Source organism: Methylobacter sp. S3L5C (genome assembly GCF_022788635.1).
GTDB lineage: Bacteria > Pseudomonadota > Gammaproteobacteria > Methylococcales > Methylomonadaceae > Methylobacter_C.
The window spans coordinates 2,533,054-2,557,567 of sequence record NZ_CP076024.1; the positions used below are offsets into that span (position 1 = coordinate 2,533,054).

The 24,514-nt window shown below is 41.3% G+C and carries 17 protein-coding genes, 3 tRNA genes and 1 pseudogene; 13 read left to right on the forward strand and 8 right to left on the reverse strand.

Annotated features, from left to right (window positions below; all coding sequences use genetic code 11):
* Positions 1-21: 21 nt before the first annotated feature.
* The 7 genes and pseudogenes from KKZ03_RS11285 to KKZ03_RS11315 all read right to left on the reverse strand — a co-directional run bounded on the left by KKZ03_RS11285 (position 22) and on the right by KKZ03_RS11315 (position 8,185).
* The gene (locus KKZ03_RS11285; protein ID WP_243216967.1) at positions 22-750 is read right to left on the reverse strand and encodes a DUF5765 domain-containing protein; all 729 of its coding nucleotides are present in this window, start codon (positions 748-750) and stop codon (positions 22-24) included.
* Between the two features lie 534 nt (positions 751-1,284).
* On the reverse strand, positions 1,285-1,983 hold the full coding sequence (mtgA, locus tag KKZ03_RS11290; protein WP_371744893.1) for a monofunctional biosynthetic peptidoglycan transglycosylase: 699 nt from the start codon (positions 1,981-1,983) through the stop codon (positions 1,285-1,287).
* A 77-nt stretch (positions 1,984-2,060) separates the two neighbouring features.
* A pseudogene (locus KKZ03_RS11295) lies at positions 2,061-3,586 on the reverse strand (IS3 family transposase).
* Positions 3,587-3,775: 189 nt separating this feature from the next.
* Positions 3,776-5,260, reverse strand: a complete 1,485-nt coding sequence (locus tag KKZ03_RS11300) for an efflux transporter outer membrane subunit (protein ID WP_243216968.1) — start codon at positions 5,258-5,260, stop codon at positions 3,776-3,778.
* Complete coding sequence (locus KKZ03_RS11305; RefSeq protein WP_243216969.1) at positions 5,257-6,246, reverse strand: efflux RND transporter periplasmic adaptor subunit; 990 nt, start codon at positions 6,244-6,246, stop codon at positions 5,257-5,259. The genes KKZ03_RS11300 and KKZ03_RS11305 overlap by 4 nt, the downstream gene beginning before the upstream one ends.
* A 66-nt stretch (positions 6,247-6,312) precedes the next feature.
* Entirely contained in the window at positions 6,313-7,023 is a 711-nt protein-coding gene (locus tag KKZ03_RS11310; RefSeq protein WP_243216970.1) for an ABC transporter ATP-binding protein, read from the reverse strand.
* A gap of 1 nt (position 7,024) precedes the next feature.
* Positions 7,025-8,185, reverse strand: coding sequence for an ABC transporter permease (locus KKZ03_RS11315; protein WP_243216971.1), 1,161 nt, complete (start codon positions 8,183-8,185; stop codon positions 7,025-7,027).
* 540 nt (positions 8,186-8,725) lie between these two features.
* Between KKZ03_RS11315 and KKZ03_RS11320 the strand changes: the two genes are divergently transcribed.
* The 10 genes from KKZ03_RS11320 (at position 8,726) to KKZ03_RS11365 (ending at position 18,933) form a co-directional block, all read left to right on the forward strand.
* Positions 8,726-9,580, forward strand: coding sequence for a radical SAM protein (locus KKZ03_RS11320; protein WP_243216972.1), 855 nt, complete (start codon positions 8,726-8,728; stop codon positions 9,578-9,580).
* A gap of 67 nt (positions 9,581-9,647) precedes the next feature.
* A tRNA-Leu gene (locus tag KKZ03_RS11325) sits at positions 9,648-9,732 on the forward strand.
* Positions 9,733-9,837: 105 nt separating this feature from the next.
* Entirely contained in the window at positions 9,838-11,148 is a 1,311-nt protein-coding gene (gene tig, locus KKZ03_RS11330) for a trigger factor (protein ID WP_243216973.1), read from the forward strand.
* A gap of 18 nt (positions 11,149-11,166) precedes the next feature.
* Positions 11,167-11,796, forward strand: a complete 630-nt coding sequence (gene clpP / locus KKZ03_RS11335) for an ATP-dependent Clp endopeptidase proteolytic subunit ClpP (RefSeq protein ID WP_371744711.1) — start codon at positions 11,167-11,169, stop codon at positions 11,794-11,796.
* 83 nt (positions 11,797-11,879) lie between these two features.
* Complete coding sequence (clpX, locus tag KKZ03_RS11340; RefSeq protein ID WP_243216974.1) at positions 11,880-13,154, forward strand: ATP-dependent Clp protease ATP-binding subunit ClpX; 1,275 nt, start codon at positions 11,880-11,882, stop codon at positions 13,152-13,154.
* A 664-nt stretch (positions 13,155-13,818) separates the two neighbouring features.
* Positions 13,819-16,251: an endopeptidase La gene (lon, locus tag KKZ03_RS11345; protein WP_243216975.1), complete on the forward strand. Its 2,433-nt coding sequence runs from the start codon at positions 13,819-13,821 to the stop codon at positions 16,249-16,251.
* Between the two features lie 196 nt (positions 16,252-16,447).
* Positions 16,448-16,720: an HU family DNA-binding protein gene (locus KKZ03_RS11350; protein ID WP_243216976.1), complete on the forward strand. Its 273-nt coding sequence runs from the start codon at positions 16,448-16,450 to the stop codon at positions 16,718-16,720.
* Between the two features lie 92 nt (positions 16,721-16,812).
* Positions 16,813-16,888 (forward strand) — tRNA-Val (locus KKZ03_RS11355).
* 6 nt (positions 16,889-16,894) lie between these two features.
* Positions 16,895-16,971: transfer RNA gene (locus KKZ03_RS11360), tRNA-Asp, on the forward strand.
* Positions 16,972-17,043: 72 nt separating this feature from the next.
* Positions 17,044-18,933, forward strand: coding sequence for a SurA N-terminal domain-containing protein (locus KKZ03_RS11365; RefSeq protein WP_243216977.1), 1,890 nt, complete (start codon positions 17,044-17,046; stop codon positions 18,931-18,933).
* Positions 18,934-18,994: 61 nt separating this feature from the next.
* Here the strand turns inward: KKZ03_RS11365 and KKZ03_RS11370 are convergent, their stop codons facing one another.
* Positions 18,995-19,777 carry an enoyl-ACP reductase gene (locus tag KKZ03_RS11370; protein WP_243216978.1) on the reverse strand — a complete coding sequence of 261 codons (783 nt, stop codon included), beginning with the start codon at positions 19,775-19,777 and terminating at the stop codon, positions 18,995-18,997.
* 147 nt (positions 19,778-19,924) lie between these two features.
* Between KKZ03_RS11370 and KKZ03_RS11375 the strand changes: the two genes are divergently transcribed.
* Genes KKZ03_RS11375 through KKZ03_RS11385 form a run of 3 tightly spaced genes read left to right on the forward strand, consistent with a single transcriptional unit; the run spans position 19,925 to position 24,386 of the window.
* Positions 19,925-22,057, forward strand: coding sequence for an ABC transporter substrate-binding protein (locus tag KKZ03_RS11375; protein WP_243216979.1), 2,133 nt, complete (start codon positions 19,925-19,927; stop codon positions 22,055-22,057).
* On the forward strand, positions 22,057-23,034 hold the full coding sequence (locus KKZ03_RS11380) for an ABC transporter permease (protein ID WP_243216980.1): 978 nt from the start codon (positions 22,057-22,059) through the stop codon (positions 23,032-23,034). Before KKZ03_RS11375 ends, KKZ03_RS11380 begins: the two co-directional genes overlap by 1 nt.
* Positions 23,034-24,386 carry an ABC transporter permease gene (locus tag KKZ03_RS11385; protein WP_243216981.1) on the forward strand — a complete coding sequence of 451 codons (1,353 nt, stop codon included), beginning with the start codon at positions 23,034-23,036 and terminating at the stop codon, positions 24,384-24,386. The genes KKZ03_RS11380 and KKZ03_RS11385 overlap by 1 nt, the downstream gene beginning before the upstream one ends.
* The last annotated feature ends 128 nt before the right edge of the window (positions 24,387-24,514 follow it).

Consider the following 24,514-nt stretch of genomic DNA (forward strand, 5'->3'; position numbering starts at 1 on the left):
GTTATTGGCTATATTTGGTAGTCAGCTTTTAAGGGGCAATTCGCTGTTATTTGTATAGCTTTGAACGGTGAAGAAATTTTTAAAATACGGCATGAAACTAATGGTAGTGGGGATTGAATAGAAGCAATAAATAGCGGCGGCTTCGCCTGTTGAAACGCCCAGCAACCATTGCGGCATAAATAAAGTCATCAGGGCCATAAATAAATGATAACTGGAAATTTTCCAGTTATTTTTCCAGATAAAGCCACTTAATGCCAGCGCAAATAGCGACCCGTGAGTAACAAAGGTTCCAAATGCACTCGCGATGTGATAGCCGATATGATAAGTTCCCATAAACAAACAGGAAACCATATTGCCAATAAAATTAGGTGTAGTATCAAAAATTTGCAGATTTTTTGGCAGAAAAGAACACACCAGGAATAAACAGCTTAAAGTTGCTCCAAATAATGTGGCATGTTTAAGTGCAGATTTATCAGATGAGTAGGTGGCGAGTGCTGGCATAATCGCTAGTGCCTGCATACTGATATGATAAGTTGATAATTCACTTAAAAAAAGATTAGGCCCGTAGCCACATTGATCGGCAACCGGGTAGGCAAAATATTGAATAAATTCCATGAGTGAAAAATGAAAAATAGCATAAGATCTTGCCACTCTTACCCAAAAGGATTCAGTTTTATCAAGAAAAGTCACGCTTGAAGCTGCAATTCCTATAACACCGAGCCCCAGTGACATGTCAGCACTAAAACACATAGTTTTTACCCAAAATAAAAAACAGTATAATAAAAAAAACCAGTAACACAACGTATTAAGGTGATTTCCTGTGAATAATAGTCCGGCTTGTTGATCTTTTTATGTATTTGCTGCGTTGTCAAAATAGTTACGTAGCCAGCTACGAGCTTGTTTTTGCGCCTCGGCAACTGCTCCTGCGTCTCTTAAGAAGCCTGCTGTTGGTAACCTCAATCGCTTTCCAGATGCCGTTCTACCTTCTGCCCCCACATGGCTACGTACCTCCAGTATAATCACCGGGGATGTGGTTAATGCAGAGTTTGCAGGAGCAAATATCTGTCCTTGCCGTCGTTGTAAATAAACAAAAAAAATCCTGCGTCACTTGGGGTTATTCATTCTTGTATATCAGCTAAAGTTATTAAAGTGGTTGTGTTGTGCGTGTAAAAGATCAAAAGAAGTGAATGGTACGTTTTACTTGCTACATTCATGGTCGCTTTAAAAGTAATATTTCCCTCCGACAGGTTCATTGGCTTTTTTACTTGAGAATCTTTAACGGTTTTATGAATTATGCGAGTCACCCAAATTGCGCATTTGTCTGAGTATCCAATTTTGTCTTCTGATGACATAACTGGAAGGGTTTGCTGCCTTTAGCTGAAGGGGGTTGGGTAATGTAGCTGCAAGCATCGCTGCTTGTGAACGGCTGAGATTTTTTGCCGAAGTATTAAAGTAGTGTTGGCTTGCTGCCTCTATACCAAATAAATGATCACCAAATTCAGCAATATTCAGGTACACCACGACTATTCGTTGCTTACTCCAAGCTATTTCTATAAGTAAAGTAAACCAGGCTTCCAAGCCTTTACGGATAAAGCTTTTGGATGGCGTTAAAAATAAATTTTTGGCAACTTGTTGGGAAATGGTGCTGGCTCCTCTCAAGTGTCGTCCGCCATTGATGTAAGTAGTAATTGACGAGCTTATGGATTGTAGATCAAAACCAAAGTGCTGGTAAAACTGTTGATCTTCTGAGGCAATAACGGCAGTGGGTGCATTTGAGGAAATATCTTGTGCACTGATCCATTGATAGCTAATAGGCTTGAAGGTGTGGTCTTTAATCAAGTCTTCATAATGTCGATACAACATAAAAGTCGAAGTTGGCACCGGCAGCCACTTTAATAAAATAACGATAGCAATAGATGAGACAACAAAAAAAAGCAGGCTATTTCGCAGTATTACACGTAGTGATAATCGGTAATTGTCAATGTAGTTGTCGCCTCGACGGTTAAATCTTACTCTGGTTTGTTTTCTAAATAATCACTTCCTTGGTAGCATTTTTTTGTTTAGACCTTGTCTGGGTTAAGGTGGGCTGTCTGGATTTTTTCCCAATTACGGGAACTTCCAGTCCAGCGTTGCGGATGTTTAGCACGTGCTGCTTCGTAGACGACTTTACGGTTATCCAGAAGCTTGTCGTCCAAGCCTTCATGGCGTTGCGCTGGAGTAATAAACCGAATAGCGCTGTGACGATGCTCATGGTTGTACCATTCCACTAAGCTTGTGACCCACTGACGCGCTTCCGTAACATCGGCGAACGGCTTTAGCGGATAGTTAGGACGATATTTCAAGGTCTTAAACAACGATTCTGAGTACGGATTATCGTTGCTAACCGATGGCCGACTAAACGAAGGCATGACACCCAGTTGTTGCAAGGTCGCCAGCATAGTCGATCCCTTCATCGGACTGCCGTTGTCAGAATGCAGGATAAGCTGTTCTGCCTGTATCCCTTCACGATGACAGAGATCACGTAACAATTCGCCAGCCAAGGCGCTGTTTTCTTCTTCATACACCTGCCAACCGACGATCTTTCGGCTGAAAATATCAACAAATAGATACAGATAGAAAAACTGTCCACGGATCAGTGATGGCAGATAAGTAATGTCCCAACTGTACAGTTGATTAGGTGCTGTAGCACATGCCGCGCGTGGCTTTGTTCGTGTTTGAGCCGGACGTTCGCTACGCCGATGGGTAAGCTGTTTTTCCTCGCGCAGGATGCGATAGAAGGTCGACTCAGACGCCAGATAGCTACCTTGGTCGGCCAGTCGTGGCACGATCTGACTCGGTGGCAGATGACCAAATTCATCTGAATTAGCGACGATCAGCACCTCGGCACGCTCGATTGCTGTTAGTTTGTGTGGCGGTTGATAGTCACGCAAGGGGCGTTGATCGCAGTGAATCGTCTCACCTGTCTGCCAGCGTTGTAAGGTACGCTCACTAAGTCCTAATACTTCACAGGCTTTAGCTTGACGTGCTCCCGCAGTTACTGATTCATTAAGTAAAGCAATCACTTGTTCGCGCTCTTCGTGGCCAGTCATTCGACCTCTCCCCCCAAGAGCGCCCGGAACTTTTTTTGCAGTACCAACAGCGCTGCGGCTTCTGCTAAGGCTTTGTCTTTACGCAATAAATTGCGCTCAAGGCTTTGGACTTCTTCTTTCAATATACGCAGGACCCGCGCTTCTTCACGCTTGTCTACTAAGTCATCCTGGCGGCAGAAATCAGCTTTCCATTGTTCCAACTGATGAATAAAAACGCCGCGTTCACGACACCAGGCATTTAAGTCTTCACCGATCAAATTATAGGTTTTTTGTAAAGCAGTAAAGCGTTCTTCAGAGCTCCAATCTTCGGGACGCTTTGATTTTAGCGGTGCAAGTTTGACGTCCTGTTCCTTCTGTTTCATCCAAGCCTTCAAGGTTGTTAAATGGATATTCAATTCGTTTGCGACGGACTGAACTGATTGGTCATTACTACGATTGTATACTTTTACCAGGGCCTGCTCTCTGAAGCCTACTGAATACCTTTTATATTTTTTCATTTCTACTCTCAAATTTTATTTTTTCTTAAAAGTTGAGGCGACAACTATTCTGACGCAGGGGGTAATGACTGGGCTTGACTGGGCTGTATGTGTCGGGATTTTTTTGCCAAGTTATTGTTAATGTTCGTTTAAGAAAAATATTGTTGAGTATGATAAAGCCTTTGCTTATGTTTGAATACAAGCCCTCTGTTATTTTTGTAACTGAATTGCGTCACTTAAGGTTACTTCGGTTTGCCAGCCGCCACCCAAAGCTTTATATAAAGCAACCAGATCGTTTGACAGTTGGGCTTCACTATCGACCAGATTGCGTTGCGCCTGAAAAAGCGCCTGCTGGGTTTGGAGTACATCCAGAAACATTGATAAACCTTTGCTATAGCGCTCATCGGCCATTTGCACCGCGAGTTCACTTGCGGCAACGGCTTGAGCAAGTGCCTGGTGTCTGTGTTGCTCATTTTTATAGGCTACGAGTGCATCTTCGACTTCTTTAAAAGCGGTTAAAACAGTTGATTGGTAGGAGAGAAAGGCTAGGTCAAATTGCGCATTTTTACTTTTGATGTTGGCGTTAATTCGTCCCCAATTAAAAATGGGTAAGGTTAACGATGAGGCAGTAGACCATGATTTACCAATGGGAGTGAAGTCTGTAATGCGCGTATTTTGCAGACCTATAAACGCTGACAGATTCACTCTCGGATACAGTTCGGCAGTCGCAACACCGACATTGGCGTTGGCCTCGGCAATTTTTCGTTCAGCATAACGAATATCGGGCCTGCGCAATAATAGTTCAGAGGGGAGGTCGGCTATTACAAGGCTGGTCATTACTGGAATGGGAGCTGAATTATCGAGCCGAAGCGCCAGGGCATTCGGTTCCCGCGCCAGTAAGACGCTAAGTGAGTGGATTGATTGGTTAACAACAGTTTCATACATAGGCATAAAAGCTTCAGTAGTCGCTGTCTGGGATTGTGCCTGAGCGACTTCCAGCATGCTTGCGAAACCGGCTTGTTGGCGTATTTGAGTCAGTCTTGCTGTTTCTTGTTGAGAATATAAGTTCTCGCGCGTTATGGCGATTAATTGTTGATTGGTGCGTAACTGGATGTAGTTGCTGGCAACTTCGCCCAGTAGGGTAATCATGACATCTCGGCTGTTTTCTATGGCGCTGTCGACATTAGCGTCAGCGGCTTCTATGGCACGTCTTTCGCCGCCAAAAAAATCCAGCTCCCATTGTGCGTCAAAACCGGATTGAAAAATATTGATGATCTGATTGCCAAAACCCGAGCCGCCAACTGCGCCGGGTGTGCCACCAGTTTGGCCGCTTGCGGAAGAGTTGTTAAGGCGTCGACTGACATTGCTTTTTCCTGTTATGGAGGGCAGGCCTGCAGTAATGGTTACCCAGCGTTGGGCGCGAGCATCTTTAACCCGTACCAAAGCCTGTTTTAAATCCAGATTGGCGGCAATGGCATCGGTGATAAGTCGGTTAAGTATCGGATCATTGAAGCTTTGCCACCATTGATCCCGTAGAATCGAGCTGGTGTGGTTGTCCGGTAATCCGGTATTTCGGTTTTTGACGGTTTCGGTCCATTGTTTGGGGGTTGCGACAACAGGGCGCTGGTAGTCGGGCCCGACAGTACAGCCCCAGACCAGAAAAGTTAAAGGCAGCATGATAAGGCAACGTTTCATGACGAGGGACCTTTAGCATCATTTTGGTTGTTTTCTGAATCCTTATTGGTGGAGTAATCACGGGCTTCAATAAATACATCCATCTGTTGGCCGACATAGACAGGCAGTTGCTTGCGATCAAACCGATACAGCGCCTGCAATACTCGTGTATCAACCCGTTCATTACTGTCGCCGGTCAAGGATTTTTTAGGGATAACATAGGGTTCGACATAGGCCAGGCTTAGGTCGACTTTGAAGCTTCGATTGCCGCGCAGAAAAGCAATGGCTTTGCTGTTTTTGTCGAAGCGCCACGCATCATTCTCGTCAATATCAACCCGCACATGCAACTGATTGAGGTCACCGAGCAATAGTAATGGTGTACTTAAAAAGCCGGTTGGGGCAAACTCACCCGGTCGAATATTGACTTGCAGTACTTCACCTTCGACTGGTGCGCGCACAATAAGACGACTTAAGGTAGTTTCAGTATCTGCCAGGCTGGCTTCTGCTTGTTGTACCAATGCCAACGCACTTTCCAGTCTGGCTTTAGTGATTAGCATAGTGTTGCGCCGTTTAAGCAATTCTTCGGCGCTGATGGCGCGACGATCGGTTACGGCTTCAGCCAAATCACTGAGGGATTTTGCATCATTGAATGTGGCCTTTGCAATGGTAACATCGGCTTTGGCTTTGGCAAGATCTGCACGTTTGATGGCTAATGCCGCAAGTGTATCAATATCATCCAGATAAAAAAGCGGAGCATCCGCTTTAACTTGATCGCCAACCTTTACGGCTATTGCTTTGACAATGCCAGGTAAGGGTGTGCCAATGGCGATATTACGGCTTTGTGCTTCAATGATTCCGGCACCGGCAATAAAGGCTTTAAAGGGTGCAGAGGCAGGCTCTGTGATGGCTTCTGCAATTGGCATAGGATTATTACTATTGATTGCCGTGTAAGTGGCAAATAAAAATCCGGCAACAGCCATTAGCGGGAGTGTGTATTTGATTTGCATGGTTAGGATTTAAGGTTCAAGGCAACAGGTGAAATTCGGTGGGTATAAAGGGCGTGGTGAAAGGGGTCAAGGGCTTGTCGCTTTAATCTTGCTTTCTTTTACCTTAACAATATGCCCGTCATCCATTTCGGCAATACGATCGGCAAAGTCAAAAATACGCGTATCATGGGTAACAATGACTAAAGTTCGGTCTTTTTGCATGGCGACTGCTTTGAGCAGTTCCATCACATTACGCCCGGTTTCATGGTCCAGTGCGCTGGTGGGTTCGTCACAAACAATAAGTCGTGGGTTATGTACCAAGGCACGGGCAATGGCGACACGTTGTTGTTGTCCACCGGAAAGTTGTGAAGGTAATGACTGCCAGCGCTCTCCCAAGCCCACCTGCTCAAGTAATGTTATGGCTTTACGTTCGGCTTCAATGCGTTTCATGCCGTTAATAATAAGTGGAATCGAGACATTTTCTGCAGCATTGAGTGACGGTAGCAGGTTAAACGCCTGAAATACAAAGCCAATGTTTTTTGCCCTAAAATTTAATTTGTCCTTGCTGCGCATGGTAAGTAAATTTTCACCAAATAATTCACAAACGCCTTCATCCTGATCGAGAATACCGGCGATTACTGAAATAAGGGTCGTTTTACCACAGCCGGATGGCCCGACCAACATCATTAGTTTGCCCTCAGCAATCTCCAGATTAATATGATTAAGGGCGGTTACTTTTTGACCACCGGTATCATAAACTTTGACTACGTTTTGACAGCGTACGGCTATACTCGTCATGTTAGCCTTTAAATACAATGGCAGGTTCCAGGCGAATCACTTTGAGTATGCTGATGATGGCGGCAAAAATGCAGATTAAACTAACTCCCGCACCGCTGAACAGTAGTAGTTGCCAGGGAAACTTGAAGGCCAGAATGGTATGGCGCATGGCAAAACCAAATAATGCCGTTAGACCTACGCCTAAACCATAACCGATGCTGCCGACCAGAATCGCTTGTAATAAAATCATGCGTAGTAATGTCCAGTTACTGGTACCCATGGCTTTTAGTACGCCGAATTGCCGCAAATTTTCCAGGGTGAAGTTGTAAAAAGTCTGGCCGGCAATGGCGGCGCCGACAATAAAACCTAACAGTACCGAAATACCAAAATTAATCGGGATGCCTGTGTTGTGCATAAAATATTCATAAGTGAGAGTAATAAATTCTGTCTGGGTATAAGCCGCTAATCCGGTTTTTTCACGGATGCTGCGTGTTAGTTTGGCGAGATCCTGGCCTTTTTTTGCTTTAACCAAGACAAAAGATAACAGTTTACGTTCTTTGGGCGCGTAGCTTTTAGCGCGTGAATACGTTGTGTATATGACGGGTTGCGATTGAAAGGTGCGCGTGACTTTGGCAATGCCGACGACAATCGCGCGGCGATCGTTTAATTCCAGATTGTCGCCTATCTTAAGTGGAATGGCTTTGCCTCCAGGCAGTAGTGAGGGTTTTCCGAGTTTATCCCTGGCACCGTCAATATCGACAATAACGCTATCGCTACGGCGTAAATCATCCAGTTTACCTTCCAGCATTATGGGTGGTCCGCCGATTAAAGTGGCATCATCCAGTCCTACGACATTGCAGGTTTGAAAGGTGCCATCGGTAAGACGCGCTTTTAGTAAGCCTTTATACATCGGCATTGCCCATTCGACGCCCGAGATGCCTCGTACCCGATAAAGTTCGGTATCCTGCAAAGGTTTGATATCATCGACAAATTGTACTTTCGAGTCCATTACCCAGATATCAGGCAAGCCAACATCGGCAATAAAGCTGTAAGTACGTGACATAATGCCCAGAAAAATGGCTGGCTGCTGGGTCATAATTAACGAAGCAAAGGTCAGGCCCATTACTATGCCGATATATTTGCCCGTATCACCCATTAGCATTTTTAAGGCAATATGATTCATGGTGTTGGTTTCTTTGTGTGTTGGGTTGGTTGGGTTACGATAGCTAATGACAGCTGTGTTAAATGTTGGGCATCGGTATTTATGGCAGATTCATTCGCAATCAATTCAGGATACCGATGGTCAATGGCAGGTTTGATAGTAGTTGCTTGAGGTATACTAATGCTTGGATGAGCCGATTGTATAGTTAATGTATTGTCATGGCAATGGATGGTTTCGGATGAAAAATAATCTTGTCTCGATTGAAAATAGTGCTCAAGTCTACCCATTAAAAATACCGAATAATGGTTCAATGGATATTGTCATCAATATTAAGCGTTTTAGGTATATAAGAAAAAAGCCCGGTAAATCAGCATTTATTTATTTCAAAGTCGGGTATGTGTCTAAATTTCTCTTAATATCAGCATTGTCAGGTTGGTGTTTTTTGTACGGGATTGGTTTTTGAGGTTAAAGTAGTCAAAAGTTTAGCTTGGTGGAAGCTACCTAAAAACGTCAATGAAAATCATCAAATTATGTTATTAAAAATCACTTCCAGGCAGGGCCATGGTATCGAAATTAACAACAACTGATCATAGTTCCGATGTTGTCGGGTTGAAATATGTCTACCCGGTTATTTCCCGGCGTATGGGCGGGTTATCTATTGGTATAAATTTTAATACTAATAATGCTTGTAATTGGCGCTGTATTTATTGTCAGGTACCTGAGTTAAAAATCGGGACTGCACCTGCAATGGATTTTAAATTATTGGAAGATGAGTTAAGGTTTTTTCTTGACGACGTAATTAATGGTGATTTTTATCAACGTTTTCATGTTGATAAAAATCAGCAGGTGATTAAGGATATTGCTGTTGCCGGTAATGGTGAACCAACCAGCTTAAAAGAGTTTGCCAAGGCAATCGATTTGATTGGCAAAATAGCAACAGAAGTCGGTGTTTTTCCGCACAGTAATTATGTACTCATTACCAACGGTAGTTTGGTGCATCAAACTAAAGTACAGGCTGGATTAAAGAGTTTAAATTCTTATGGTGGAGAAGTCTGGTTTAAGCTGGATAGCGCTACGGAACAAGGTAGGGCCTTAATTAACAATACTGCACAAAGTTGCAAGGCCAGTGTGGAAAATCTGTTGCTTTCGGCAACGCTGTGTACGACAAAACTGCAAACCTGTTTAGTGGATTATAATAAACAAGGTTTGTCTGATAAAGAAAAGCAGGCCTATCTTAATCTATTAACGGATATTAAAAAAAGTGGCTGTAATTTGCAGACAGTTATGTTGTACACCATAGCCAGGCCTTCGTCACAGCCTGAAGCTTTGTTGTTGGCACCGTTATCCCCGGAAATATTAAATGCATTTGCTGATCAAATTCGGCTTTTGGGTTTTGATGTGTCTGTAAGCATTTGATTGAAATTTTTTAAAAATATTTCTTGTTAAATAAGCAGTATGTCATTATAATTTCCGAGCTAAATGTGCGAATGTGGCGGAACTGGTAGACGCGCTGGATTTAGGTTCCAGTAGGTTATCCTGTGAGAGTTCGAGTCTCTCCATTCGCACCACCCAATTCTACAAAATAAAACGATTCAGCGTTTTATATCCAGCTCTTTTAAGCCGTCTAATCGGTATTCATCAAAACTCTTCTATCAATGTATTGAGGTAAATAAATGCAAGTTTCTGTCGAAAAGACATCCGAATTAAGCAGGAAAATGACTGTTAGCGTGCCCGAAGCCGTTGTTCAGGAGAAAATGGCAGAGCGTTTAAAGTCGTTGGCACGTGAAGTTAAAATTGATGGTTTTCGCCCTGGCAAAGTACCTCAGCAAGTCGTTAAGAAAATGTTTGGCGACAGGGTGCGCGGCGAAATTGCCAGTGATTTAATTAAAGAAACTTACTATGATGCTTTGGAAGGTCAGGATTTAAAGCCTGCCGGTCACCCTCATATAGAGCCTCTGGATGAAACTGACGGCTTTAAATATACTGCCGTGTTTGAAGTTTACCCTGAAATCTCATTGGATGGTGTTGATCAACTGGAAGTTAAGCGCCCTATTGCTACAGTTAGCGATAGTGATGTTGATAGCATGATCGACAAGCTAAGAGATCAAAAGCAAACCTGGCATTTAGTTGATCGTCCAGTTCAAGACCAGGATAATGTTACTATCTGTTTTACAGGTACTACTGAAGGCGAAAACTTTACCGATGGCAAAGTAGAAGATTTTCAGGTAGTTTGCGGCTTGAAAAAAATGATTCCCGGATTTGAAGATAATCTGGTTGGTCTTGAAGCCGGCACCAGTAAAACTTTTCAATTAAGTTTTCCGGAAGATTACGGTAACGAAAAGTTGGCAGGTAAAGCAGCAGAATTTATAGTTGATGTTGTTAAGGTTGAAGAGCCATTGTTGCCCGAGATTGATGAAGAATTCGTTAAAGCATACGGTATTGACGATGGTTCAATTGAGTCTTTCCGTAGCGATGTTAGAAATAATATGGAAAGAGAGTTGGAGCAGGCGTTACGTAGCAAGTTGAAAGGCTCGGTAATGGATGCCTTATATGAGAAGATTCAGTTAGCGGTGCCCAATACATTGGTTGATGTTGAAGTGGAAAACTTGATGAAGCCTTATATCGAAACAGCTAAAAGACAGAAAATGAAGCTGGATGATCTTAAGTTACCAAGAGATATATTTGAAGGCCAAGCCAAACGTCGCGTAGCATTAGGTTTGATTTTGGGTGAAATTATCCAAAAAAATGCGATTCAAATAAATGCTGATAAAGTACGTTCAACCATTGAAGATATTGCCAAAAGTTACGAAAGTCCTGAAGATGTTGTAAATTGGTACTACTCGGATGAAAGCCGACTAAACGATGTTCAGCAAATGGTTTTGGAAGATCAAGCGGTTGAATGGTTGGTTGCCCAAGCAAAAGTATCTGACGAAACGGTCGAGTTTAGTGATGTTATGGATAAACAGCAACAGCAGGTATCTTAAATGTATAGACATCATATAATGAATCAGGCAAAAGCTTTGGAAGCTGCGGGCGGATTGGTTCCTATCGTTATCGAGCAAACTGCCAGAGGCGAACGCTCTTTCGATATTTACTCAAGACTTTTAAAAGAGCGGGTGATTTTTTTGGTGGGTCAGGTTGAGGATTATATGGCCAATCTGGTGGTTGCCCAGTTGCTTTTTCTGGAGTCAGAAAACCCTGATAAAGACATCCATTTATACATTAACTCCCCAGGTGGATCAGTCACTGCGGGTATGTCAATTTATGATACCATGCAGTTTATCAAGCCTGATGTCAGTACGCTATGTATAGGGCAAGCGGCCAGTATGGGTGCGTTGCTGCTGACAGGTGGAGCGAAGAATAAACGCTATTGTTTGCCACACTCAAGGATGATGATCCATCAGCCTTTAGGTGGATTTCAAGGTCAGGCTTCTGATTTTGATATTCATGCAAGAGAAATCCTGTCTATAAAAGATAAGCTCAACAAGATCTTGGCTCACCATACAGGTCAACCTATCGAAAAAGTTCAGCAAGATACTGATAGAGACAATTTCTTGAGTTCTGAAGATGCTGTAAGTTATGGCTTGATTGATAAAGTATTGGCAAATAGATCAGCTGGTTCCGATCTATAAAGGTTGGTATTATTTTGGCATTTTGATATGCTTGGTTCTATAGATTGTTGAAATATCTTTTTGATGTTTGCAGGAGCTGATTTATGAGTAATGATAAAAATGGCAAAGATAGTGAAAAATTACTATATTGTTCTTTTTGCGGTAAAAGCCAGCATGAAGTAAGAAAGCTTATTGCCGGGCCTTCGGTTTATGTCTGTGATGAGTGTGTTGAGCTTTGTAATGACATTATTAAAGATGAGTTGCAGGATGATTCTTCTTCTTTTGGCAGTAACAAACTACCTAAGCCAAGAGAAATAAAAGAAGAGCTCGATGCCTATGTCATTGGCCAGGATCGCGCTAAAAAAATATTGGCAGTGGCTGTTTATAATCATTATAAGCGGTTGCGCAGCAAGTCAAAAAAAGACTCGGTTGAATTGGCTAAAAGTAATATTTTATTGATTGGGCCTACGGGTTCAGGTAAAACTTTATTGGCTGAAACGCTGGCGCGTCTGCTTGATGTGCCTTTTACCATTGCTGATGCCACTACATTGACTGAAGCAGGTTATGTGGGTGAAGACGTAGAAAATATCATCCAGAAAATTTTACAGAAATGTGACTATGATGTAGAAAAAGCTGAAACCGGTATTGTTTATATTGATGAAATTGACAAGATTTCCAGAAAATCGGATAACCCTTCAATTACTCGCGATGTTTCAGGTGAGGGTGTTCAACAAGCTTTATTAAAATTAATTGAAGGTACTATAGCTTCGGTGCCGCCTCAGGGTGGCCGTAAGCATCCCCAAGGGGAATTTTTACAGGTTAATACCGCTAATATTTTGTTTATAGTTGGTGGTGCTTTTGCCGGTTTGGATAGGGTTATTAAAGCTCGATCTGAAAAAGGTGGCATAGGTTTTTCTGCAGATGTAAAAAGCAAAGATGAATCTAAAAATATTGGTCAACTATTTGCAGAAGTTGAATCTGAAGATTTGATAAAATACGGGTTGATACCTGAGTTTGTTGGCCGTTTACCGATAATAGCCACGTTGGAAGAGTTGGACGAGAAGGCGCTTGTGCAAATTTTGACGGAGCCAAAAAATGCACTTATTAAGCAGTATAAGCATTTATTTGAAATGGAAGGCGCTGAGTTGGAGTTTCGTGAGGATTCTTTAACGGCTATTGCCAAAAAAGCCATGGAAAGAAAAACTGGCGCCAGAGGATTGAGGACTATTGTTGAAAATGTATTGCTGAATACTATGTATGAGCTTCCCTCAGTTGACAATATCTCTAAGGTAGTCGTCGATGAAAGCGTTATTTTAGGTGATTCCGAGCCTCTTTTAGTTTATGAGACGGATGTAAAAAAGGTTTCTGCCGAATCTTAACGTTACATTGATTAAGCAACCAGCAGTTTAGGCTGGTGGTTGCGTAATCAATGGGTAAGGTTCGAACCATGTCATTAAAAATTATTAATTTCAACTACTAAATTATCGTGTTTTATTGTTTAGCACAGTACTTAAGATAATTTTTTATCACTTTTTTAGTCAAATTTTTTGTAAATACAACTTCTTTTGTTGCTCTACAGGGCTAATAAATTCTTTCTGTTATCTTTATTTTTAGAGTCTCCAATCGTTAAGTTACGTCGAGACAAAAAAGAATGTCGAGTTTTATCAGCAGGAAAGCCGCCATACCAAAAAATTGATAAGCATTTTTTCATTTTATGGTGAATAGCGTGTGTTAAAAATAATCGATAAAAAATTACTTTAAAGACAAGTATTTTAATTTCACTGCATAGTCTTAAGAATTAAAATGTATGGCTGTTCAGGATGTTTTACTCGCTATTGTTCTTGATATAAGCATGTCCCTTGCATAAGCCAAGATAAGCTTTGTCGGATTAACCAACTTCTGCGTATAAAATCACTTTGCACTATGGGCTATTAATTTATTATCTTTTTTGTAGAGAAGCGATATATTGTATTTCTATTCCTTGCTATTTTAATTAGCGCCCCCATAACCTTCTAATCAAAGAAATCGTTAAAGGTTCCGTTTATGGAAACGCACAAAATGAAAGAGTTACAACAAGTAGATAGCTTGATTCCTGTTTTGCCACTTAGGGATGTAGTGGTTTATCCGCATATGGTTATTCCATTATTTGTCGGTAGGGATAGATCTATTGATGCCCTAGATGCCGCTATGAAGGACAATAAGCAGGTTTTGTTGGTTGCGCAAAAAGAAGCTGAGGTTGACGAGCCGGATTTTACCGATCTTTATGAGGTCGGTACCTTGGCTAACATTCTACAGTTGCTTAAGTTGCCCGATGGTACGGTCAAGGTTTTGGTAGAAGGATGTGAGCGGAGTAAAGTTATACATTATCAAGAAACAGCGAGTTTTTTTTCAGCGGCAGTTGAGAAAATTGATGATATTTTTACTATTTCTGCTCAAGAGCAGGATGTATTGCAACGGACAGTTATCAATTCATTTGATCAATACGTTAAATTGAATAATAAAATCCCGCCAGAAGTTTTAAATGCTTTGTCGGGTATTGATGATCCAAGTCGACTTGCCGATACAATGGCAGCTCATATGACCTTAAAAGTTAGTGATAAGCAGATTATTCTTGAAACCGCAGATATTGAAAAGCGGCTGGAAAATTTAATGACTTTAATGGAAGGCGAAGTTGATCTTCTGGAAATGGAGAAAAAAATTCGTGTGCGCGTTAAGCAGCAGATGGAGAAAAATCAAAGAGAATACTACCTGAATGAACAGATGAAAGCGATTCAAAAAGAATTGGGCGACATGGATGACGTGCCCAATGAAATTGAAGAGCTGGAAAAGAAAATTATCAACGCAGGTATGTCAAAAGAAGCAAAAACAAAAGCGACAACCGAGCTTAACAAGCTTAAATTAATGCCGCCTATGTCTGCAGAAGCCACGGTAGTTCGTAATTATATTGACTGGATGGTTAACGTCCCTTGGAAGAAAAAAAGTAAAGTTAGCCATGATTTAAAAATTGCCGAGCAGGTTTTGGAAGCTGAACATTATGGCTTGGAAAAGGTAAAAGAACGTATTCTTGAATATCTTGCCGTACAACAGCGAGTAAAGCAGCTTAAGGGGCCAATTTTATGCCTTGTTGGGCCTCCAGGTGTTGGTAAGACCTCATTAGGTGAGTCTATTGCCAGAGCAACCAATCGCAAGTATGTGCGCATGTCTTTGGGCGGCGTTAGGGATGAAGCAGAAATTCGCGGGCATAGGCGTACTTATATTGGCTCTATGCCAGGTAAGATTTTGCAGAATCTGGCTAAAGTTAAAACTCGAAATCCGATGTTTTTACTTGATGAGATTGACAAAATGGCGGCCGATTTTCGAGGTGATCCGGCATCTGCACTCCTGGAAGTATTGGACCCTGAGCAAAATCATACTTTTTCAGATCACTATCTTGAAGTAGATTTTGATTTGTCTGATGTGATGTTTGTTGCTACCGCCAATACTATGAACATTCCTCCGGCTCTACTCGATAGAATGGAAGTTATTCGGCTTGCAGGTTATACGGAAGATGAAAAAATAAATATTGCCATTCGTTATTTAATCCCAAAACAAGTGAAAAATAACGGTCTTGAAGAGCATGAGCTTGAGATTTCAGAAACTGCAGTCAGGGATATGATTCGTTATTACTCGCGTGAAGCGGGGGTGCGTAATCTTGAAAGGGATATTTCAAAAATTTGTCGTAAAGTCGTTAAGGCGCTTTTGTTGCAGTCTGAAAAAAATAAAGTTTTAGTCACACCTGATAATCTCGATAACTATTTGGGGGTCAAGCGGTTTAATTATGGGTTGGCTGAAGAGCAGGATCAGATTGGACAAGTTACTGGTCTGGCCTGGACTGAAGTGGGTGGAGAATTATTAACCATTGAAACAGCGGTAATTCCTGGAAAAGGCAAGCATTCGGCAACAGGTAAGCTGGGCGAAGTCATGAAAGAATCTATTGAAGCTGCGATGACGGTGGTTAGAAGTCGCTCCGAGCTTTTAGGGATAGATAATGAGCTCTTTCAAAAAAATGATATTCATGTTCATGTTCCTGAAGGCGCTACCCCGAAAGACGGTCCCAGTGCCGGTATAGGCATGTGTACTGCGATAATTTCAGCATTAACCAAAATTCCTGTGCGGGCTAATGTAGCCATGACGGGTGAAATTACTTTACGAGGCGAGGTGCTTCCTATTGGTGGGTTAAAAGAGAAGTTATTGGCGGCTCATCGTGGCGGTATAACAACGGTTATAATTCCAGCCGAGAACGAAAAGGATTTGGTTGAGATACCTGAAAATATCAAGCAAAACCTTGACATAAGATCGGTTCACTGGATAGACGAGGTATTGGCAGTTGCTTTGCAATATATGCCTGTTCCTGTTGATAAAAAAGCTGATGATGGACAAGGTAAAGCTGAATCTGAACAGGTTCAAACAATACAGTCGGGTCTTACTGCCCATTAGAAATGCTTTGCAGTTTTGTAACTTTATGGTACGAAACCGCAAAAAACATGGCCTCTGAGGGCTTTAAAGCTTGACACTATGTAACTGCAATTGATATAAATACCCGTGTTTCTTGTGTTGCTGCAGTTTTTGTACATAAGAATAAACATAAGGACTTCACGCAATTTACATAAAAATAACTTCCTTAGGGGGAAAAATGAACAAATCTGAACTGATCGATGCTATAGCAGAATCTTCTGGCTTGACTAAAGCCGATGCTGGTCGTGCTTTGGACGGCTTTCTTGGCGCAGTGACAAGTGCTCTAAGCAAAGGTGATTCTGTTGCTTTAGTTGGCTTTGGTACCTACTCTGTAAAAGAAAGAGCTGAGCGTAAAGGTCGTAATCCACAGTCTGGAGAAGAGATTACTATCAAAGCTGCAAAAATTCCTTCATTTAAAGCTGGTAAATCTTTAAAAGATGCTGTAAACTAGATTTTTTTAGTTGAGCAGTTTTAATTCAACATTAAAAAATCCGTTATATAGTTGGCAATTACTTTTAAAGTAGTTTATAATGGGAATTAGTCGGGTGCTTAGCTCAGCTGGGAGAGCATCGCCCTTACAAGGCGAGGGTCGGGGGTTCGATCCCCTCAGCACCCACCAGACTTTGGAGTGGTAGTTCAGTTGGTTAGAATACCGGCCTGTCACGTCGGTGGTCGCGGGTTCGAGTCCCGTCCACTCCGCCAAATTAAAAAACCCCGAACCGATTGGTTCGGGGTTTTTTTTTGCTTCGTAAATTCATTCTTTAGGGCTGATCTATGCTGACAAAAATTAGAGAAAAGGCACAAGGTGCTTTTGCTTGGGGTATTTTGATATTAATTTGTGTACCTTTTGCGTTATGGGGTATTAATAATTATTTGGATACCGGTACAGAAGCAGTAGTTGCATCCGTGGGTGATAAAGACTTTTATCAACGAGATGTTAATAAAGCTTATGAGGAATATAGTCAGAATTTTCAAGGATTGGGTGTTGATGAGAAATCATTAAAAGCACAAGCACTACAAAAGCTGATCAAAGATGAAGTTTTATTGCAATATGTGCATGCAGAGGGTCTTGTTGTAACTGATAACGAAGCAAGGGATTTTATTAAAACCCTGCCTTATTTTCAGGTGGATGGTAAATTTAGTGACCAACAATATAAAACATTACTCAGCTCGCAACGGATTTCTTCCGCTGAATTTGTCAGCAGAATTAAGAATGCGCTCATAATGGAGCAGTTTCAGCATAGTATTGTTGATAGCAGTTTCGCTACACAATATGATGTGGAAAGTTTTTTTAAGATCCAAAATCAATTGCGTGATATCGATTATGTAACGGTTCCTGTGCAGTCATTGACAGAGCAGCCGACGATAGAAGAAATAACCACTTACTACCAACAACATCAGGATTTATATCGAACTCCTGAACAGGTTTCTGTTGAGTATGTTGAATTGTCACTTGAAGATATTGCCAAAAAAATAGTCGTTACTGATGATAAGTTAAAGGCTTTCTATGAAGAGCAAAAAAATCAATTCACTACGCCAGAACGTAGGAAAATCAGTCATATATTATTTTTAGTTAATGACAAAGTAACTGAAAAAGTCGCCTTGGAAAAAGCCCTGAAAGTAAAACAAGAATTGGCCAATAAAGATTTTTCTACTCTGGCTACCGAAGTATCTGATGATAAAGTAACTGCTAAACAAGGCGGAGATTTGGGTTTGTTTAACGTTGGTGTTATGGAAAAATCATTCGAAGACGCTGCCAGTACTTTAAAGCTTGGTGAGGTATCAAATCCGGTAAAATCAGCCTTTGGATATCATTTAATTAAAGTAACCGAGCTTGTGCCAGGGAATATTAAGCCTTTTGATAGTGTAAAAAGTGAAGTAACTAAAGCTTATCAAAAAGTTCAGGCAGAAAATACTTTTTATGAGGCAGGTCAGAAATTAACTGAAATGAGTTATGAAAATCCTGATAATTTGCAAACAGTTGCTGATGCTTTGGGTGTTTCTGTTCAGAAATCGGTATTGTTTACGCGAGAAAAAGGTGATGGCATTGCTGCTAACGACAAAATACGCGGCGCAGCATTTTCTGAAGAAGTCTTGCAAGGTAACAATAGTGCACCTGTAGAGCAGGGCGCTGATCGTTTGGTTGTGGTAAGGCTTTCAGAGCATAAGGTAGCTTCCAAGCGAGAACTCAATGAAGTTAAACAAGAAGTAGCGGATGTTTTGTCAAAAGAAAAAGCTCAGCTAATGACCCTTCAGAAAGCCGCACAAATTAAAGCACGCTTGCAGGCAGGTGAATCCATCCAGGTTTTGGCGGCTGAGAATAAGCTGGAAATTAAAGCCGAGAAAGCACTTGTACGTAGTAAAAACAAGCTGCCTGAGCAATTAAGTCATGTTATTTTTACAGCGGCTAAACCTGATGGTACTAAACCCAGTGTATTTATTGCAGCATTACCTTCCGGTGAGCAAGTTGTCGTCAGTCTGTCAAAAGTTACCGCAGGTATTATGAGCGAAGATGACAAGAAACAGATGGAATTGGCGAAGAAGAACATTGCCAATGCATTCGGTCAAACTGAATTCAATCAGGTATTGAATAGTTTGCAGACGGAAGCTAATGTAGAGATTAATACAAAGAATCAAGCGCAAGCGCAGACTCAGGGTCAATAATCGGGCCAATCAAGCATAAAAAAGGGAGCGTAAGCTCCCTTTTTTATGTGTCTGTAATTATTTAAGAGGCTGCTAATCCAGCAATATTGTAGCCGCAATCCACATAGGTAATTTCTCCGGTAATACCTGAGGCCAAATCCGAACACATAAAAGCGGCTGCATTACCCACTTCTTCAATGGTTATATTTCTCTTTAACGGAGACGTATCGGCAGCTTTATTTAGCATGGATTTAAAATCATTAATACCTGATGCAGCAAGGGTTCTGATAGGTCCGGCTGAAAGCGCATTAACACGAGTTCCTTCTGCACCTAATGCGACGGCCATATAGCGTACGTTTGCTTCCAGGCTGGCTTTGGCAATACCCATAACATTGTAGTTAGGAATTGCCCGTTCCGCGCCCAAATAAGTTAAGGTCAATAATGAGCCATTACGGCCTTGCATCATTGCGCGTCCTGCTTTGGCTAAAGCAGTAAAACTGTAAGAACTTACGTCATGAGCAACTCTAAAATTTTCGCGAGTGGTGACTTCAACATAATCACCATTTAAGGCGTCGCGGGGTGCAAAAGCGACTGAATGCACAATACAATCCAAGCCATCCCAATGCTCGCCCAGTGTGTTAAACACAGTATCGATATGTTCATCAATACTTACATCGCATTCAATAGTAATTTTTGAATCACATTGCTGGGCCATTTCTTCAACACGACTTTTCAGTTTTTCATTTTGGAATGTAAAAGCCAATTCAGCGCCTTCCCTATGCATGGCTTTTGCAATACCCCATGCAATAGAGCGATTACTGGCTAAACCCACAATTAATACCCGTTTGCCTTGCATAAAACCCATTATCATCTCCCCGTATTTTTGTTTTTGTTGTTACAATAGAATTTATAAATTATTGTTCTATTCTGATTTCGACCTGCACTCATTCATATTTAATGAGTGATCCTCCAAGTATCTACGACCCTATTATCGATGTCCAGTTTTTTGTCTATGAAGATACCAACCTATGCAGTGCTAATATTTATAGCTTTATTTTTGACGGCTTGTGATGTTTCACAGTTTAATAAGCCTTATAGTGAAAAAGAGGGTGAACTGTCGGTTTTATATCAATCGTTTTCTGAGCGTCCCAAGCATCTGGATCCTGCAGTTGCTTACAGTGAAAATGAATATGCTTTTATCGCACAGATTTATGAGCCGCCGTTTCAATATCATTACCTGAAAAGACCATATCAATTGACGACTTTGACGGCAAGTAAAATGCCTGAAATAAATTATTTGAATAAACAAGGTGAAAATTTGGGGAAGGGCGCAAAGGATAATGATATTGCCTATACCGATTATGTGATTGATATAAAACCAGGTATTAACTATCAGCCACATCCTGCCTTGGCTAAGGATGTGCAGGGAAACTATTTATATCATCATCTGACGTCTGTGCAAATCCAGTCACTTAAAACCTTGAATGATTTTGATAATACAGGTTCGCGTGAACTCACTGCTGAAGATTATGTGTATCAAATTAAACGCTTGGCGCATCCTAAAATCCAGTCTCCTATTGCTGAAATCATGAAAAACTATATTGTAGGTTTTGATGATTTTTCCAAACAAGCCGATGATAAACAAAAATCTGCTATAAAAAACCTGTCGATGGCGGGCATACAAGTCAATAATCGTTATCAATATCGTATCCGTATTAAAGGTAAATATCCCCAATTTATTTTTTGGCTGGCCATGCCGTTTTTCTCAGCTATGCCTTGGGAAGCAGATGTGTTTTATGATCAGGCAGGAATGTCTGATAAAAATATTACCCTGGATTGGTTTCCGATTGGTACGGGTCCTTATTTACTGGTTGAAAATAATCCCAATCGACGCATGGTTTTGCTTAAAAATCCGTTCTTTCACTTGGAAAAGTATCCCTCTGAAGGTCAGCCTGAAGATAAGCAAAATGGTTTGCTGACTGATGCGGGAAAAAAACTGCCTTTTATCGATAAGGTCGTGTTTATGCTGGAAAAGGAAACCATTCCTTATTGGACCAAATTCTTGCAAGGTTATTACGATGCATCGGGGATCGCTTCTGACAGTTTCGATCAGGCCATACAATTTACCGGTAGTGGCGGCGTTGCCTTAACGGATTCGATGAAGAAAAAAGGTATCCAGTTACAAACATCGGTAGAAACATCTATATTTTACATGGGTTTTAATATGCTCGATGCTACCGTAGGTGGTGATAGTGAAAGAGCGCGAAAGCTACGTCAAGCGATAGCTATTGCCGTTGATTATGAGGAATATATCTCTATCTTTAGAAACGGGCGCGGAGTGGCTGCACAAGGTGTTATTCCTCCGGGTATTTATGGCTATGCGGAAGGTAAAGACGGCATCAATTCTTATAGTTACGATTGGGTAAATGCCAAGGCGCAGCGAAAAAAAATAGGGGGTGCACAGCAGTTGATGACAGAAGCCGGCTATCCTGGCGGTATTGATCCAAAAACCAAAGAAGCGTTAATTTTGTATTTTGATACTACTTCAGTCAGTATTGATGATCGTCCGACTATGAACTGGTATCGTAAACAATTTGAAAAGTTGGGCATCAAGTTGGTTATTCGCGCTACGGATTACAATCGTTTTCAGGAAAAAATGCGGGCAGGTAACGAGCAGATTTTTGTTTGGGGCTGGAATGTTGATTATCCTGATCCTGAAAATTTATTTTTCCTGTTGTATGGTGCTAACTCAAAAGTTAAACACGGTGGAGAAAATGCGGTTAATTATAAAAATCCTGAATTTGACCGTTTATTTGAGCAAATGCGTAACATGGATAACAACGAACAGCGTTACCAGATTATTCAACAGTTACAAGAAGTCGTACGTCATGATGCGCCTTGGGTTTTTGGTTTTCATCCCAAGAATTTTTCGTTATTTCATAGTTGGTATAGCAACTTGAAACCCAATTTAATGGCGAATAACCGGCTTAAATATACCCGAATTGATACTGTTGCCAGAGCAGATAAAAGGCAGGCATGGAACAAACCTGTCATTTGGCCATTGTTATTGGGTTGTTTTTTGTTTGTATTGATGTTGATTCCGGCGATTAATGCTTATCGCCGCCGTGCCAAGGAAACGCTGTAATGATAAATTATATTATCCGACGATTTTTATATGCTTTCCCGTTGTTAATGGGCGTTAACATTTTAACGTTTGTTTTGTTTTTTGTCGTTAATAGCCCTAATGACATGGCGCGTATGCAATTGGGGCAAAAACATGTTACTGAACAGGCGGTAACCAATTGGAAGCAACAACATGGCTATGATGTACCGCTTTTATGGAATAGCGATGCGCAGCGCCAGGAAAAAATAACCCGGACTATTTTTTACCAAAAGTCAGTGGGTTTGTTTTTGTTTCGTTTTGGCGTATCCGATAGCGGCAGAAATATTGGTGCGGATATTCAGGAACGTATGTGGCCAAGTCTTGCTTTGGCACTACCAACCTTATGTATCGGCTTGGTGGTTAATATCAGTTTTGCCTTAATGATGGTGCTATTTCGGGACAGTTATCTGGAGTATGCAGGCATTATTTTATGCGTGATTTTAATGTCAATTTCATCATTGTTTTATATTATCGGCGGACAGTTTTTTATCGCCAAATTATTAAGGCTAGTACCTATTTCTGGTTATGAGGATAGTGTGGGTGCGATAAGATTTTTACTGTTACCCGTCCTGATTGGGGTATTTTCAGGGATAGGTTCAGGTGTTCGATGGTACCGAACACTGTTTTTAGAAGAGGTTGAGAAAGACTACGTACGAACGGCAAGAGCAAAGGGCTTAACTGAAACCCAAGCCTTGTTTCGGCATGTATTGCGTAACGCCATGATTCCTGTTTTAACCGGTGTAGTCGTCATTTTGCCGCTATTATTTATGGGCAGTTTAATTATGGAATCTTTTTTTAGTATTCCCGGATTAGGTAGTTATACCATCGATGCGATTAACAGTCAGGATTTTGCCATAGTACGAGCGATGGTTTTTTTAGGCTCCGTTTTATATGTGATTGGGTTGTTGTTGACGGATATTTCGTACACTCTGGTTGACCCACGCGTGAGATTGTCCTGATGGTGGTTTTATGGACAGATGCCCTGATATTTATACTGATCTTTGCCATACTGGGCTTGGTGATTTATCTGCGTGGTAAAGAACACATTAAACGTCCTTTACAAAAAATAGCTCATAGTAAAGCTGGTATGGCATCATTAATAGTACTGTTGTTTTTTGTCCTTATTGGCTTGCTGGATTCAGTACATTTCAAACCTGCCAATACCAAAAATAATGAGATTATCAGTCTCTTGGATTATTGGGCAACGCCATTGAGAGAGCATGGCGAAAAAACCTATTCAGCCCCGTTTGCCACTACGCTTTATAGTAAAGAAATAATGGCTCTGGCGGATGGCACAACCCAATGGGGCTATCCTCGTTTGGCTTTTGGCGGCAACTATTTAAATAATCCTGAAACCCAACAGTTTTCTGACGTCTTGAAAAAAACCGGTTACGGTTTTGCTCAAGGAGCAAGCTTGGCTGGTCTTTTTATACTATGTTATTTGGGTGTAAATTATAAGGCTCAAGGTAAAAAAAATCAGGCTTTTGCTTTATCTGCAATTGCCAAGTCAGTTTGGGCAGTTTTTTTTATTATCGTATCGTTAAGTTATACCCTGATTTATTTATCCGCTTATTATCATGTTCTTGGTACCGACAAAGTAGGGGAGGATGTTTTTTATCAGGCGGTAAAAAGTATACGTACCGGTTTGGTACTGGGTACCTTGACAACGCTCATCATGCTACCGATGGCTATAGTTTTTGGTATTCTGGCGGGTTATTTCCGTGGTTGGGTAGACGACTTGATTCAATATGTTTATACCACGTTAAACTCTATCCCTGGTGTATTGCTGATTGCAGCGTCGATCCTGATGGTTCAGGTTTACATGGCGAATCATGAGCAGGACTTTACCAGTGTTATAGTGCGTGCCGATATGCGGCTATTATTTCTTTGCCTCATTCTTGGTGTGACGAATTGGACTGGTTTATGCCGACTGCTTAGAGCAGAAACCCTGAAACTTCGAGAAGTCGAATATGTGCAAGCCGCTCAAGCTTTAGGTGTTAAGCAAAGCATGATTTTACTGCGCCATATTTTACCCAATGTCATGCACATCGTCTTAATTTCCGTAGTGCTGGATTTTAGTTCACTGGTTTTGGCCGAAGCAGTATTGTCGTATATTAATATAGGTGTTGATCCGACCACTTATAGTTGGGGTAATATGATTAATGGTGCTCGTTTGGAAATGGCTCGTGAACCTATTGTTTGGTGGTCTTTATCGGCGGCTTTTGTGTTTATGTTTATCTTGGTATTGGCGGCCAATTTATTTGCCGATGCGGTGCAAGATGCCTTTGATCCAAGACGGAGTGCAGAATAAGTATTTTTGGCTCTATAGATTTTTGGAAATAATAAAACCATTAATTTTCATTTTTTATTTAACATCTTTATTTTCCCTATAAAATTAACTGCTTAAGTCAATAGTAGGCGTAATAGACAAAGCTGCTG